This window comes from Streptomyces sp. NPDC049585 (assembly GCF_040675615.1).
In the GTDB taxonomy this organism is placed as follows: Bacteria; Actinomycetota; Actinomycetes; order Streptomycetales; family Streptomycetaceae; genus Streptomyces; species Streptomyces luteosporeus.
The window spans coordinates 313,702-328,082 of sequence record NZ_JBFAPE010000004.1; the positions used below are offsets into that span (position 1 = coordinate 313,702).

Consider the following 14,381-nt stretch of genomic DNA (forward strand, 5'->3'; position numbering starts at 1 on the left):
CCGGCCGGCCACGGCCCGTCAGTCCGGCACGGGTGCCTCGGCCGCCGGGTGGGCCGCCACGGAGCGGCCGAGCCGCTCGGACAGCCCGCGGACGTAGGCGATGAGCTCCGGCGGTTCATGGACCTCGAACTCGACGTCGAACAGGCCGATGGTCAGGGCCAGCCACTGCAGCGAGTCGGCGGCCGTGAGCAGCCGGCAGGAGTGCTCGTCCAGCGCCGTCAGCACGCCGTCGCGCGGGCGCACCCGCTCGGCGACGACCTCGAGCGGCGCATGGAAGGTGACCAGGGCGCGGTAGCGGGCGAGGGAGGAGGTGATGGAACGGGCCACATAGGCCGCCGCGTCCTCGGCGGGCAGCTCCCGTGGCCGGAAGCGCACCCCGGTGATCAGCGGCGTGTCCATCCGGTCGACGCGGAAGGTGCGCCAGTCCTCCCGCTCCATGTCCCATGCCAGCAGGTACCACTTGCGGCTGACGTGGACCAGGCGGTACGGCTCGGTCAGCCGGCTGCTGCGGTCCCCGTCGCGCTTGCTGTAGGAGAACCGCAGCCGCTGCCGGTCGCGGCAGGCCTGCGCGACCACGGCCAGGTGCCCGGGATCGGCCATAGGCCCGGCCCCGAACATGGGAACGGTGTAGGTCTGCAGAGCGTTCACCCGGCTGCGCAGCCGCTTGGGCAGCACCTGCTCGAGCTTGGCCAGGGCGCGCACCGACGTCTCCTCGATGCCGGCCACCGAGCCGCCGGCCGCGGTGCGCAGGCCCACCGCGATGGCCACGGCCTCGTCGTCGTCCAGCAGCAGCGGCGGCAGGTCGGCGCCCGCCTCCAGGCGGTAGCCGCCGCCCACGCCCGGGACGGCGTGCACCGGGTATCCCAGCTCGCGCAGCCGCTCGATGTCGCGGCGCAGCGTGCGCGGGCTGACGTCGAGGCGTTCCGCCAGCTTCCGGCCCGGCCAGTCGCGGCTGTTCTGCAACAGCGACAGCAGACGGAGCATGCGCGAGGGGGTCTCGGCCATGAGGCCCAGACTGCCATGAATCGCGGCCAGTTCACGGCCGCATTGAGGCCGGCGGCCGACAGTCGCCCGGTCCGCAAACGGACGTAGCCCTAGGTGGCCGATGCATCTTATAGTCGGGGAAAAAGAAAAAAGGAAAAGAAGTCTCGATCATTGCAATGCCGATTGTTGACAAGGCAACGGGGGAGCGCATGACGAGCACACCGACCGACGACTCTCCGGCCCCGTGGGGGAACGCACAGTGATCAGAGTCGTCATCGCCGAACACCTCGACATGGTCCGCGCCGGGCTCGTGCTGCTGCTGGATCGGGAACCGGACATCAAAGTCGTCGGATCGACGGCGACCGGCAGCGAATTGATTCCGACGGTTCTCGAATACAGCCCCGACGTGGCGCTCATCGACGTGGACGCGCACGAACGCGAAAGCCTGAACGCGGCGGTGGAGATCCAGGAGTACCTCCCGGACTGCCGCACCCTGCTCATGGCCCGGTTCGCGCGCCTGGCCACCGTCCGCCAGTCACTGGCGGCCGGCCTGGGCGGGCTGGTACTGAAGAAGTCCCCGCCGCACAGCCTGGGCGACGCGGTGCGGCGCGTGCACACCGGGCAGCGGGTCTTCGACACCGACATGACGCTGGCCGCGTGGGGCAACACCGCCTACCCGCTCACCGAGAGGGAGATGGAGATCCTGCAACTGGCCGCCGCCGGCGACGGAATCAGCGAGATCGCCCACAAGCTCTCCTTATCCGCCGGCACGGTGCGCAACTACCTGACCACCATCGTGCGCAAGATGGACGCCCGCAACCGGCTGGACGCCGTGCGCATCGCGAGCAGCTCCGGATGGATCTGATGAGACGGATCTGATGAGGACGTGATCAGGACAGCTGCCGGCGCTGCTGGAGCGGCTGCCACCAGGAACGATTCTGCGCGTACCACCGCACCGTCTCCGCGAGCCCGTCGGCGAAGGCCCGGCGCGGCCGCCAGCCGAGCTCCGCGGCGATCCTGCGGTCGTCGACGGAGTACCGGCGGTCGTGCCCCTTGCGGTCGGGGACGAACTCCACGGCGTCCCAGTCGGCCCCGAGGGCGTCCAGCAGCAGGGCGGTCAGCTCCTTGTTGGACAGCTCGGTGCCGCCGCCGACGTTGTAGACCCGGCCCGGCCGGCCCCCGGTGCGCACCGCCTCGATCGCCCGCACGTGGTCGTCCACGTGCAGCCAGGTGCGCACGTTGCCGCCGTCGCCGTACAGCGGCACCCTGCCGCCGTCCAGCAGCGTGGTGACGAACAGCGGGATCACCTTCTCGGGGAACTGGTACGGCCCGTAGGTGTTGGAGCCGCGGGTGATGCGCACGTCCAGCCCGTGCGTGCGGTGGTGGGCGAGCGCGATCAGGTCGGCGGCGGCCTTGCTGGCCGCGTACGGGGAGCTGGGCCGCAGCGGCTCGTCCTCGTCCCAGGACCCCGCGTCGACCGACCCGTACACCTCGTCGGTCGAGACGTGCACGAAGGGCGCCGTGCCGCTGCGCAGGGCGGCGTCCAGCAGGGTCTGGGTGCCCAGCACGTTGGTGCGCACGAAATCCGCCGCGCCGGCGATCGAGCGGTCCACGTGCGACTCCGCGGCGAAGTGCACGACCTGGTCGTGCGCGGCGACGAGCTCACCGGCCAGGGCGGCATCGCAGATGTCGCCGTGGACGAAGGCGTAGCGGTCGCTGCCGGCCACCGGTGCGAGGTTGGCGGGGTTGCCGGCGTAGGTGAGGCTGTCGAGCACCGTGATCCGCACGCGGGGGTCGCCGTGCGGGCCCAGGAGTGTACGCACGTAGTGGGAGCCGATGAATCCGGCGCCGCCCGTCACCAGGAGGGAGGTCATAGCGGGATCTCCACCTTGCTGTCGTCGCCGAGGATGAGGCAGGTGCCGGCCGGGACCCGGGGCGCCGGGGTGACCCGCACGTTGCGGCCGATCAGCGAGCGCTGCACGCGCCGGATCCAGCTCAGGCGGGAGTCGCGCAGCACGATGGAGAACTCGATCTCGCTGGCCTCGATGCGGCAGTTCTCCGCGATGGAGGTGTACGGGCCCACGTACGAGCCGGTGATCACGGTGCCGGAGCCGATGACGGCGGGTCCGACGATCCGCGAGCCGCGCACCCGGGCGCCGGCGTCGATGCGCACCCGGCCGACGATCTCGCTCGCGTCGTCCACCTCGCCCTCGACGCGCGGCTCCAGGCCCTCGAGCACCGAGCGATTGACCTCCAGCATGTCCTGGGGGTTGCCGGTGTCCTTCCAGTATCCGGAGATCGTGGAGAACCGCACGTCGTACGGGTGGTCGATGAGCCACTGGATGGCGTGCGTGATCTCCAGCTCGCCGCGCCACGAGGGGGTCACCGCGCGGACGGCCTCGTGCACGACCGGGGTGAAGAGGTAGATGCCGACCAGCGCCATGTCGCTCCTGGGCTGCTGCGGCTTCTCCTCCAGTCCCGTGATCCGCCCGTCCGGGCCGATCTCGGCGACGCCGAAGCCGCGCGGATCGGCAACCCGGGTGAGCAGCAGGTGCGCGTCGGGCCGCCGGGCGCGGAACTCCTCGACGAGGCCGGAGATGCCGCCCAGGACGAAGTTGTCGCCCAGGTACATCACGAAGTCGTCGTCGCCGAGGTAGTCCCGCGCGATCAGCACCGCGTGGGCCAGGCCCAGCGGGGCCTCCTGCGGCAGGTAGGTGACGTCGAGGCCGAACTTGCCCCCGTCGCCGACCGCTTGCTGGATCTCGTAGGCGGTTTCCCCCACCACGATGCCCACGTCGGTGATGCCGGCGCGGGCGATGTCCTCGAGGACGTAGTAGAGGACCGGCTTGTTGGCCACCGGGACCAGTTGCTTGGGAGAGGTGTGGGTGATGGGTCGCAGACGGGTGCCGGAGCCCCCGGACAGGACGAGAGCCTTCATGTCCGGGAGCCTAGGCGGGCACGCTGGAGACCGACTGGTGAACGAATCTCGCCCGGTCGGGCTCCTTGTGCCGTGACCTCTTGCCGCGTTCTCGTGCGGCGTCAGCCGCGCAGCGGGCCCTCGCAGACGTAGTCCGCCGTGCCCGCGGCGCGGCCGGACCACTGCTCGACCTTGCCGAAGGAGCAGTTCATGTCGGCGAAGTTGTTGCTGCGGGCCTTGGTGCGGTCGAGGATGAAGTAGTCGACCGTCTCGGACATGTCCTTGAAGACCGCATCGGCGTTGCCCGGACTGCTCAGGTTCGCGGTGACCTTGCCGGTGCACACGAACCGGGGGCGGTCGGGGGAGCCGGCGGCGCGGCAGTCCTCGGGCGCCTGGCCCGTGGCGGCCGTGAAGGACGAGCGGACCTGGGAGGCCGAGGCGTCCTGCAGCCGGCTCACCGGAGTGAAGGCGGTGGCCGGCACGTACAGGTCCTTGACCTGGCCGATCTGCTTGTCCAGGAACGCGTTGTAGTCCCGCTGCACGTACCAGTCGCGGCCCATGCGGCTGCGCCAGGAGTCGAAGCCCGCGACGTCGTTCGCCCGCAGGTAGCCGTACATCTCCCGCAGCTGCGAGGGCCGCTCGTTCCACAGGAACTCGAAGAAGGTGCCCGCGTAGTTGTAGAAGCGGAAGCCGTCGCGCTCGTACTCGGCGTGCAGCAGCTGGTCGACGCTCATGCGCGGCCCGCCGTTCGCCGTGTCGTTGATGATGCCCTGCACCAGCGACTTGCGGACCTTGACGCCGTCGTCGCGCGTGGAGCCGGCGAAGAACTCGGCGGTGCCCTCGTCCATCGCCGTCGTCCGGTCACCCTGGTACCACGGGCCCTCGCCGAAGCTGCCGGGCACCGCCCAGCGGCCGTTGAGGTAGTGCGTGTACTCGTGGCGGAAGAGCTCCTCCAGCGTGAGCGTGGAGTCCTGCGGCACGCGGCGCTCGTAGGTGTAGAACGTCGCGCCGTTCTCGATGTAGATGCCGCCGTTCTTGGTGTCCATGCCCGTCAGCAGCGGGTGGTAGATCTCGTAGTCCTGGCGGGAGGCGTACAGCACGATGTTCAGCGTGGAGTTGGTGTCGCCCGCCAGCGGCTGGTCGGTGCCGAGCACTCGGTGGTACTGCGCCTTGACCTGCTTGCTCGCGTAGTACAGCCGGTCCACCGTCTCCCGGGGGAGCGCGGTGCGGACCTTGATGCCGCCGTTGTCGTACGTGTACGTGTACGGGAAGAGCCGGCGCTCGATGTCGGTCTTGCACACGCCGTACTGCTTGCACTGGCCCAGTTCGTTGAGCCAGGTGACGACCTTGCCCCAGGCCTCGCTGCCCTGGCCGAAGGTGCGCACCACGGTGTCGAGCACGCCGCCGAGCGAGGAGCCGATCTCGCTCTTGAGCCCGTCGATCTGGCTGAGCCGGCCGTACTCGTTGACCGCGTCGCGCGCCACCCAGTCGTTGGGCGAGCCCTTGAGGTGGCCGTAGCCGGCGAACGCCTTGAGCGCGGAGCGGTAGCCGGGGTCGGCGGTCGCGGCCGCGACGAAACCGGGGTCGCCGTTGTTGACGCCCAGGTAGCCCACGGACAGCGCACCGAGGGCGGCGTTGCCCCAGGCCGGGTCCTTGGCGGTCTGCTGGTGCGAGGCGTCCAGCATGCCGAGGATCCGCTTCATCAGCGGCAGCTGGTGCTGGCGCAGCTCGGGGGTGCTGGCGGCGTAGAGGGCCTCGCGCAGGGTCGTGCCGTTGGTGGCCGTGGCGTCGAAGGTGTGCTGCCCGATGCCGAAGTAGTAGACGGCGCGGCGCACGGCCTCCACGGTCGTGGCGTCGGAGAGGTCTATCTCGTCGTGCGAGAAGTCGTGGTAGGCCGCGGCGTGGAGATAGGTGAACATCTCCAGCAGGTGGTCGGTGTTCTTCCCGTCGTGCCAGTAGCCGTAGCGCTCGGCGCGCAGGGCGACGGCCCGTACGTTCTCCCGGGAGAAGACGCGGGTCATCCGCGAGTCCCACGTCCACAGGACGTTGCGCAGACAGCCGTCGGCGGTGACGGCCGGGTCCATGAGGAAGTCCGCGAACTGTTCCGGCGTGAGGCCGGCGATGCCGTCGACCGTGCAGGCCACGGTGACGCCGCGCACGGTGATGCGCGGCGCCGCCGCCACGCCCTTGGATGTGCCCTGCTTGGCCTTGTCCGTGGCGGGGCCGGGGATGGCGGCCTTGGTCAGGCCGCGGGGGGCGGTGGGCGTCTCGATCGCCGGGCGCGGCGCATTGGCGAGGCGCTTGACCTCGTCGAACGGGTTGGGTGCGGCCTTGGTGGCGGCGGCCGCGGGCGCCGGGGATGCGGCGGGGGAGGGGGCCGCCCAGCTGGTCTGGCCGGCGGTGGCGCACAGCGTCACGGCGATGGCCGCGGTGAGCAGGGGTCTGCGAACGGTTCTGCGCAGGGTGGAGAGGTGGGACACCGATGACTCCTGGTGGGAGGTGTGCGTGGGAGGTGGAACGGCGCGAGCGCGTCGGGTCCGTGGGGGGTTCGAGGCGGCGCCGTGTGACACGTAACGTAGTAATGTGAAATGGCACTGACAAGCCCTCAGATCATTTCCGTTCACTTCAGCGCTATGACAAGTTGACGAATATTCAGACATTCCACCCCGGAGGAGCCCCTCATGAGCCGACCGTCGACCAATGCCCCCCGTACGGTCAGTCACGATCTGCCCGTCGGCCCCGAGTTGGAGAAGTTCATGGCGGGCGGCTGGGCGGCCACACCGCTCCCGGGCGACATCCGGCTGCCGGTGGCCGGTCTCACCGCGGCCCGCCGGGCGAAGCTCTCCGCCCGCTTCCCCGGCGAGCGGCTGATCGTCCCCGCGGGCGAGCTCAAGGTGCGGTCCAACGACTGCGACTACCGCTTCCGCCCGCACAGCGCGTACGCCTGGCTGACCGGCCTCACCGGGGAGGAGCAGGCCGGCCATGTGCTGGTGCTGGAGCCCGACGGGCCGCACGGGCACGAGGCCGTGCTCCACATACGCCCGCGCTCCCCGCGCGGCGCCGGGTCCGCGGAGTTCTACCGCGACCGCCGCTACGGCGAGTTCTGGGTGGGCCGCCGCCCCGACCTCGCCGAGGCCGAGCGCATGACGGGCATCCGCTGCGTACACCTCGACGCGCAGGACCGGCTGCCGCAGGGCCGCGACGCGGCCACCGACGCCGAACTCGCCGCCGCCCTGAGCGAACTGCGCCTGGTCAAGGACGCCTGGGAGGTCGAGCAGCTCCAACTGGCCGTCGACCACACCACCGCCGGCTTCGAGGACGTCGTACGGGCCCTGCCGCGCGCCCTGGCCCACCCGCGCGGCGAGCGGTGGATCGAGGGCGTCTTCGCCCTGCGCGCCCGCGCCGAGGGCAACGGCACCGGATACGAGACGATCGCCGCCGCCGGGGCGCACGCGTGCGTCCTGCACTGGATCCGCAACGACGGCCGCCTGAACCCCGACGACCTGCTGCTGCTGGACGCGGGCGTGGAGACCGACACCCTCTACACCGCCGACATCACCCGCACCCTGCCGCTGTCCGGGCGCTTCAGCCCCGTCCAGCGCCAGGTCTACGAACTCGTCCTCGCCGCCCAGGAGGCGGGCATCGCCGCCCTGAAGCCCGGCGCGAGCTTCCGCGACTTCCACCGGGCCGGCATGCGCGTCATCGCCGAGGGCCTCGCCGAGTGGGGCGTGCTCAAGAGCGCGGAGGGCGACCTCCACCGCCGCTACACCCTGTGCAGCAGCGGCCACATGCTCGGCCTCGACGTCCACGACTGCGCCCGCGCCCGGGCGGAGACCTACCTGGACGGCGTCCTGGAGGAGGGCCAGGTGCTCACCGTCGAGCCCGGCCTGTACCTGCAGCCCGACGACGAGACCCTGCCGGCGGAACTGCGCGGCATCGGTGTGCGCATCGAGGACGACCTCGTCATCACCGCCGACGGTGCCCGGCTGCTGTCGGGCGCGCTGCCGCGCACGCCGGACGCGATCGAGGCGTGGATGGGCGAACTGACGGAGCGGTAGAAAAATCACCGCCCGGCCGGGTACGGTCCGGCAGACCCTTGGCAGGAGTAGTGCAATGTGAAATATTACTGCCGTGTCCCAGAGCAACTCACCTGACGTCATCGTCGTCGGAGCCGGGGTGGTCGGCGCCGCCTGCGCCTACTACGCCGCCCGCAACGGCCTTTCCGTCACCGTGATCGACCGTGGTCCCGTCGCCGGCGGGACCACGGGCGCCGGCGAGGGCAACCTCCTGGTCTCCGACAAGGAGCCCGGCCCCGAGCTCGAACTCGCCCTGCTCTCCACCCGGCTGTGGCGCGACCTGGCCGACGCACTGCCGCCCGGCACCGAGTACGAGCCCAAGGGCGGCCTCGTCGTCGCCGCGCACGAGGACGGCATGGCCGCCCTGCGCACCTTCGCCGCCGCACAGCGCACCACCGGGGTGAGCGCCGAGGAGATACCCGCCGACCGGCTGCACGACCTCGAACCCCACCTCGCCGCCGGCCTCGCCGGCGGCTTCCACTACCCCCAGGACGCGCAGGTGCAGCCCGCCCTCGCCGCCGCCCACCTGCTGCGCGCCTCCGGCGCCCGGGTGCGCACCGGCGAGCAGGTCACCGCCGTCCTGACCGGCGGCCACGGCGAGGTCCGCGGCGTGCGCACCCCGGCCGGCGACACCCACGCGCCGTACGTCGTCAACGCCACCGGCACCTGGGGCGGCGAACTGGCCCGCCTCGCCGGATCCCACCTGCCCGTCATGCCCCGCCGCGGCTTCGTCCTCGTCACCGAACCGCTGCCGCGCGTCGTGCGGCACAAGGTCTACGCCGCCGACTACGTCGCCGACGTCGCCAGCGGCTCCGCCGCCCTGCAGACCTCCGCCGTCGTCGAGGGCACGCCCTCGGGCCCCGTCCTCATCGGCGCCAGCCGCGAGCGCGTCGGCTTCGACCGCACCCTGTCGACCGAGGCGCTGCGCCGCCTCGCCGACGGCGCCACCGCCCTCTTCCCCGTCCTCGCCGGCGTGCGGGTCATGCGCACCTACGCGGGCTTCCGCCCCTACCTGCCCGACCACCTGCCCGCGCTCGGCGCCGATGCGCACGTGCCCGGACTGCTGCACGCCTGCGGCCACGAGGGCGCCGGCATCGGCCTGGCGCCGGCCACCGGGGCGATCGTCGCCGACCTGATCGCCGGCAAGGAACCCCCGCTGGACATCAGCCCCTTCGACCCCGGCCGTTTCGCCGCGACCACCTGAAGCCACCGCCTGAAGCCCTCACTGCCTGAAGCACCCACTGCCTGAAGCCCCGCCGCCGCCCCAAAGGAGAGCCCGCAGTGCCCCGTACCCCCGCCGGACTGGTCGAGGCGGAGCCCGGCCCGCCCTTCGAGATCACCTTCGACGGCCGTACGGTCACCGCCCTGCCCGGCCAGAGCCTTGCCGCCGCCCTGTGGTCCGCCGGCATCCTCGCCTGGCGCACCACCCGCGACGGCGGTCGCCCGCGCGGCGCGTTCTGCGGCATCGGCCAGTGCTTCGACTGCCTCGCCACCGTCAACGGCCGCCCCAACCGCCGCGCCTGCCTCGTGCCCGCCCGGCCCGGCGACAGCGTCACCACCCAGGAGGGACACGGCCGTGCCGACCTCGCCGTCTGACCCCTACGACTACGACCTCGCCGTCGTCGGCGCCGGGGCCGCCGGCCTCGCCGGAGCCGTCACCGCCGCCGAAGCAGGCCTGACCGTCGCCCTGCTGGACTCCGCCGCCCACACCGGCGGCCAGTACTTCCGCCACCCCGCCCCCGCCCTCGGCGCCGCCCGGCCACAGGCCCTGCACCACGACTGGCCCGCCTACGCCGCCCTGCGCGAACGCCTCGCCGCGAGCAGCGTGAAACACCTGCCCGGCCACCACGTGTGGACCCTCACCCGCCAGGCCGAGGACCGGTGGACCGTACTCGCCCTGACCGGCGACGACGGCGAGGCCGACGAACCGGTGACCCTACGGGCCCGCTCCGTCCTGCTCGCCACCGGCGCGTATGAACGCCAACTGCCCTTCCCCGGCTGGACACTGCCCGGCGTCGTCGGCGCCGGCGGCGTCCAGGCCATGCTCAAGTCCGGGCTCGTCCTGCCCGGCAGGCGCATCGTCGTCGCCGGCAGCGGACCCCTGCTGCTGGCCGTCGCCTCCTCGCTCGCCACCGCCGGCGCCACCGTGCCCGCCGTCGTCGAGGCCGCCGGCTACCTCGGCTACGCCCGCCACCCGCGCGCCCTGGCCGCCAACCCCGGCAAGCTCCGCGAAGCGGTGATCCACGGCTCCGCGCTGCTGCGCCACCGCGTACCGCTGCACACCCGCAGCGTCGTCACCCAGGTGCACGGCACCGACCGCGTGGAGGCCGTCACCGTCGCCCGCACCGACCGCAACTGGCGGCCCGTGCCCGGCACCGGCCGGCGCATCGCGTGCGACGCCCTGGCCACCGGGCACGGGCTCGTCCCCCAGGTCGAACTCGCCACCACCCTCGGCTGCGCCACCCGGCGCACCCCCGACGGCACCACGGCACTGGTCCTCGACGACCTCCAGCGCACCTCCCTGCCCGGCCTGTGGGCCGCCGGCGAACCCGGCGGCATCGGCGGCTGGGAACTCGCCCGCACCGAGGGCGAACTCGCCGGCCTCGCCGTCGCCGCCCGCCTCGGCGGCCGCCCGCTGCTCACCGGCGGCACCCGGCTGCGCACGCTGCGCCGCGACCGCGCCCGGCTGCGCGCCTTCGCCGAGGCCATGGCCACGGCCCACGCGCCCGGCACCGGCTGGACGCGGTGGCTCACCGACGACACCGACGTCTGCCGCTGCGAGGAGGTCACCGCGGGCCGCGTCCGCGAGGCCGCCCGCGACCTCGGCGCCCACGACGCCCGCACCGTCAAGCTCCTCACCCGCGCCGGCATGGGCTGGTGCCAGGGGCGGATGTGCGGGCAGGCGGTGGCCTGCCTGGCGGCGGAGGGCACGGCGGAGGGGACCGTGCCACCGTCCGCCGAGCGCAGGCCGCTCGCCGTACCCGTACCCCTCGGAGCCCTCGGCTCCGTACCCACCGAACCCGCCGATCCCACCCATCACGACGCACCGGCCGAACGGCCGACCACAGAAAGGCCCACCGCACCATGACCGTCAACTCCTGGAGCCCCGAGCGCCCCTGGCGCGGCATCATGGTCGCCACCGCACTGCCGCTGCGCGACGACCTGTCCGTCGACCACGACGCCTACGCCGAGCACGTGCGCTGGCTGCTCGACAACGGCTGCGACGGCGTCGTGCCCAACGGCTCCCTCGGCGAGTACCAGACCCTCACCCCCGACGAGCGCGCCCGCGTCGTGCGCACCGCCGTCGAGGCGGCCGGCGACGGCGCCCGCGTCATGCCCGGCGTCGCGTCCTACGGCGCCGCCGAGGCCCGCCGCTGGGCCGACCAGGCCGCCGAGGCCGGCTGCGGCTCCGTCCTGCTGCTGCCGCCCAACGCCTACCGCGCCGACCAGGAGGCCGTGCGCGCCCACTACGCCGAGGCCGCCCGCGCCGGCATACCCGTCGTCGCCTACAACAACCCCATCGACACCAAGGTCGACCTCACCCCCGCCCTGCTCGCCCGGCTGCACGCCGACGGCCACATCGTGGCGGTCAAGGAGTTCTCCGGCGACGTCCGGCGCGCCTACGAGCTCGCCGAGCTCGCCCCCGACCTCGACCTGCTCATCGGCGCCGACGACGTCCTGCTCGAACTCGCCGTCGCCGGCGCCGTCGGCTGGATCGCCGGCTACCCCAACGCCTTCCCCGCCACCTGCGCCGCCCTCTACCACGCCGCCGTCGCCGGCGACCTGACCACGGCCCTGCCGCTGTACCGGTCGCTGCACCCGCTGCTGCGCTGGGACTCCAAGACCGAGTTCGTCCAGGCCATCAAGCTGTCCATGGACCTCGCCGGCCGCCGCGGCGGACCCACCCGGCACCCGCGCCTGCCGCTGACCGGCGAGATCGAGGCCGCGGTGCGCGCCGCCACCGAGAAGGCGATCGCCGACGGACACCACTGAGCCGCCCGCTTCCGCCTCCCGAAAGGACGTCCGTGCGCACCCGCCACGTCTTCCACGCCGTCGACTCCCACACCGAGGGCATGCCCACCCGCGTCATCACCGGCGGCGTCGGCGTGATCCCCGGCGCCACCATGGCCGAACGCCGCCTGCACTTCATCGAGCACCTGGACCACCTGCGCACCCTGCTGATGTACGAGCCGCGCGGCCACGCCGCGATGAGCGGCGCGATCCTGCAGCCGCCCACCCGGCCCGACGCCGACTACGGCGTGCTCTACATCGAGGTCTCCGGCCTGCTGCCGATGTGCGGGCACGGCACCATCGGTGTGGCCACCGTCCTCGTCGAGACGGGCATGGTGCCGGTCAGCGAGCCCGTCACCACCGTACGGCTCGACACCCCGGCCGGCCTGATCGCCGTCGACGTCACGGTCGAGGACGGCGCGGCCACCTCGGCCACGCTCACCAACGTGCCCGCCTTCTGCGTCGGCCTCGACCGCAAGGTCGAGGTGCCCGGGTACGGCACGGTGACCTACGACCTCGCCTTCGGCGGCAACTTCTACGCCTTCGTCGAACTCGACGCCCTCGGCCTGCCCTTCGACCGGGCCCGCAAGGACGACCTGCTCGCCGCAGGCCTGGCGATCATGGAGGCCGTCAATGCCTCCGACGACCGGCCCGTCCACCCCGAACGCCCCGAGATCGGCGGCCTCAAGCACGTCTACCTCGCCGCGCCCGGCTCCGACGCCCACCACTCGCGGCACGCCATGGCCATCCACCCCGGCTGGTTCGACCGCTCGCCCTGCGGCACCGGCACCTCCGCCCGCATGGCCCAGCTCCACGCCCGCGGCGCACTGCCGCTGGAGCGCGACTTCGTCAACGAGTCCTTCATCGGCACCCGCTTCACCGGCCGCCTGGTCGGCGAGACCGAGGTCGGCGGGCTGCCGGCGGTCGTGCCCACCATCACCGGACGCGCCTGGATCACCGGCACCGCCCAGTACTTCCTCGACCCGGCCGACCCCTTCCCCGGAGGCTTCCTGCTGTGACGACCCTCGTCTCCCGCAACCCGGCCGACCCCTCCGACGTCGTCGCCGAGTTCGCGGCCCCCGGCGCGTTCGCCGTCGCCGACGCCGTCGAACGCGCCCGCACCGCCCAGCCCGGCTGGGCCGCGGCCGGCGCCGCCGCCCGCTCCGCGGCGCTGTCCGCCATCGCCTCGGCCGTCGAGGCCGCCGCCGGCGAGCTCGCCGACCTCGCCGTCCGGGAAGTGGGCAAGCCGCTGGCCGAGGCCCGCGCCGAAGTGGCCCGTACGGTGGCCATCTGGCGCTACTACGCCCAGGCCCCCTACGAGCCCACCGGCGCCGTCCACGAACCCGCCGCCGGCGCCGGGCTGCTGCTCACCCGCCGCCGCCCGCACGGCGTCGCCGGCCTGATCACCCCCTGGAACTTCCCCCTCGCCATCCCCACCTGGAAGGCCGCCCCGGCCCTCGCGACCGGCAACACCGTCGTCCTCAAGCCGGCCCCCGAGGCCACCGCGAGCGCCCTGCGCCTCGCCGAGATCGTGCGCGGGGCACTGCCGGACGACGTGTTCACGCTCGTCCCCGGCGGCAGCGTCGAAGGCAGCGCGCTGGTCTCCGCCGCCGACGTCGTCTCCTTCACCGGCTCCTCCACCGCCGGCCGGCAGGTGGTGCGCGCCGCCACCGACCGCGGCGTCCCCGTCCAGGCCGAGATGGGCGGCCTGAACGCCGCCGTCGTCCTGCCCGACGCCGACATGGAGCGGGCCGCCGCGCACATCGCCGCGGCGATCGCCGGGTACGCCGGCCAGAAGTGCACCGCCACCAGCAGGGTGATCGCCGTCGGCACCGCCCTCGACCCCCTGCGCGAGGCCCTCGCCGAGGCCCTGCGCGCCGTCCCCGTCGGCGACCCCGCCGACGCGGCCACCGTGTGCGGTCCGCTGATCTCGCCGGAGGCGCGTGAGCGCGTGACCGCCGCCCAGGAAGGCGCCACGGTCCTCGCCGAGGGCGCCCGCATCGACGGACCGGGCTGGTACGCCCCGCCGGTCCTGCTCGAAAAGGTCCAGCCGGGCCACCAACTGCTGTGCGAGGAGGTCTTCGGCCCCATCGCCGCCCTGCTGCCCGCCGAGGACCTCGACCAGGCGGTGCGCATCACCAACGCGGTGCCGTACGGGCTGGTGACGTCGGTGCACACGGCGGACCTGGACGCGGCACTGCACGGCCTGGACCGGCTGGACACCGGCATGATCCGCCTCAACGCGCCCTCCACCGGAGTGGACTTCCACCTCCCCTTCGGCGGCGCCAAGTCCTCCGCCCACGGCCCCCGCGAACAGGGCAGGGCAGCCCTGGACTTCTACACGGCGGGCCGCACCTACACCCTGACCCCGCACGGAGGCTGACCCACCCCTG

Annotated in this window: 12 protein-coding genes; 8 read left to right on the forward strand and 4 right to left on the reverse strand. The window is 73.0% G+C overall.

The annotated features are described in order from the left end of the window. Nucleotides 1-18 precede the first annotated feature (18 nt). Nucleotides 19-1,005 carry a WYL domain-containing protein gene (locus AB0K17_RS07275; protein WP_365982408.1) on the reverse strand — a complete coding sequence of 329 codons (987 nt, stop codon included), beginning with the start codon at nt 1,003-1,005 and terminating at the stop codon, nt 19-21. A 238-nt stretch (nt 1,006-1,243) separates the two neighbouring features. On the opposite strand from AB0K17_RS07275, the gene AB0K17_RS07280 reads away from it, so the two are divergent. Further along, nucleotides 1,244-1,849 carry a response regulator transcription factor gene (locus AB0K17_RS07280; RefSeq protein WP_365982409.1) on the forward strand — a complete coding sequence of 202 codons (606 nt, stop codon included), beginning with the start codon at nt 1,244-1,246 and terminating at the stop codon, nt 1,847-1,849. Nucleotides 1,850-1,874: 25 nt separating this feature from the next. Here the strand turns inward: AB0K17_RS07280 and rfbB are convergent, their stop codons facing one another. From rfbB to AB0K17_RS07295, 3 genes are all read right to left on the reverse strand, one after another. Then, nucleotides 1,875-2,858 carry a dTDP-glucose 4,6-dehydratase gene (gene rfbB, locus AB0K17_RS07285; protein WP_365982410.1) on the reverse strand — a complete coding sequence of 328 codons (984 nt, stop codon included), beginning with the start codon at nt 2,856-2,858 and terminating at the stop codon, nt 1,875-1,877. Next, nucleotides 2,855-3,922: a glucose-1-phosphate thymidylyltransferase gene (locus AB0K17_RS07290; protein ID WP_365982411.1), complete on the reverse strand. Its 1,068-nt coding sequence runs from the start codon at nt 3,920-3,922 to the stop codon at nt 2,855-2,857. Before AB0K17_RS07290 ends, rfbB begins: the two co-directional genes overlap by 4 nt. A 101-nt stretch (nt 3,923-4,023) precedes the next feature. Beyond that, nucleotides 4,024-6,381 carry a collagenase gene (locus tag AB0K17_RS07295; protein ID WP_365982412.1) on the reverse strand — a complete coding sequence of 786 codons (2,358 nt, stop codon included), beginning with the start codon at nt 6,379-6,381 and terminating at the stop codon, nt 4,024-4,026. Between the two features lie 201 nt (nt 6,382-6,582). Between AB0K17_RS07295 and AB0K17_RS07300 the strand changes: the two genes are divergently transcribed. The 7 genes from AB0K17_RS07300 (at nt 6,583) to AB0K17_RS07330 (ending at nt 14,371) form a co-directional block, all read left to right on the forward strand. Then, nucleotides 6,583-7,959, forward strand: coding sequence for an aminopeptidase P family protein (locus tag AB0K17_RS07300; protein WP_365982414.1), 1,377 nt, complete (start codon nt 6,583-6,585; stop codon nt 7,957-7,959). Nucleotides 7,960-8,032: 73 nt separating this feature from the next. Further along, nucleotides 8,033-9,181: an FAD-dependent oxidoreductase gene (locus AB0K17_RS07305; RefSeq protein ID WP_365982415.1), complete on the forward strand. Its 1,149-nt coding sequence runs from the start codon at nt 8,033-8,035 to the stop codon at nt 9,179-9,181. 77 nt (nt 9,182-9,258) lie between these two features. Continuing rightward, the gene (locus AB0K17_RS07310; protein ID WP_365982416.1) at nt 9,259-9,573 is read left to right on the forward strand and encodes a (2Fe-2S)-binding protein; all 315 of its coding nucleotides are present in this window, start codon (nt 9,259-9,261) and stop codon (nt 9,571-9,573) included. Next, the gene (locus AB0K17_RS07315; RefSeq protein ID WP_365982417.1) at nt 9,554-11,065 is read left to right on the forward strand and encodes an NAD(P)/FAD-dependent oxidoreductase; all 1,512 of its coding nucleotides are present in this window, start codon (nt 9,554-9,556) and stop codon (nt 11,063-11,065) included. Before AB0K17_RS07310 ends, AB0K17_RS07315 begins: the two co-directional genes overlap by 20 nt. Continuing rightward, nucleotides 11,062-11,970, forward strand: a complete 909-nt coding sequence (locus tag AB0K17_RS07320) for a dihydrodipicolinate synthase family protein (RefSeq protein ID WP_365982418.1) — start codon at nt 11,062-11,064, stop codon at nt 11,968-11,970. Before AB0K17_RS07315 ends, AB0K17_RS07320 begins: the two co-directional genes overlap by 4 nt. Before the next feature lie 32 nt (nt 11,971-12,002). Next, a complete protein-coding gene (locus tag AB0K17_RS07325; RefSeq protein ID WP_365982419.1) occupies nt 12,003-13,007 on the forward strand; it encodes a proline racemase family protein in 1,005 nt (334 codons plus the stop codon). Beyond that, nucleotides 13,004-14,371, forward strand: coding sequence for an aldehyde dehydrogenase family protein (locus AB0K17_RS07330; RefSeq protein WP_365982420.1), 1,368 nt, complete (start codon nt 13,004-13,006; stop codon nt 14,369-14,371). Before AB0K17_RS07325 ends, AB0K17_RS07330 begins: the two co-directional genes overlap by 4 nt. Nucleotides 14,372-14,381 lie beyond the last annotated feature (10 nt).

Excerpts from the sequence above, each read along its gene's own strand:
- AB0K17_RS07275 (WP_365982408.1), bottom strand. The coding sequence starts at position 1,005 with ATGGCCGAGACCCCCTCGCGCATGCTCCGTCTGCTGTCGCTGTTGCAG.
- AB0K17_RS07300 (WP_365982414.1), top strand. The coding sequence starts at position 6,583 with ATGAGCCGACCGTCGACCAATGCCCCCCGTACGGTCAGTCACGATCTG.
- AB0K17_RS07290 (WP_365982411.1), bottom strand. The coding sequence starts at position 3,922 with ATGAAGGCTCTCGTCCTGTCCGGGGGCTCCGGCACCCGTCTGCGACCC.
- AB0K17_RS07320 (WP_365982418.1), top strand. The coding sequence starts at position 11,062 with ATGACCGTCAACTCCTGGAGCCCCGAGCGCCCCTGGCGCGGCATCATG.
- rfbB (WP_365982410.1), bottom strand. The coding sequence starts at position 2,858 with ATGACCTCCCTCCTGGTGACGGGCGGCGCCGGATTCATCGGCTCCCAC.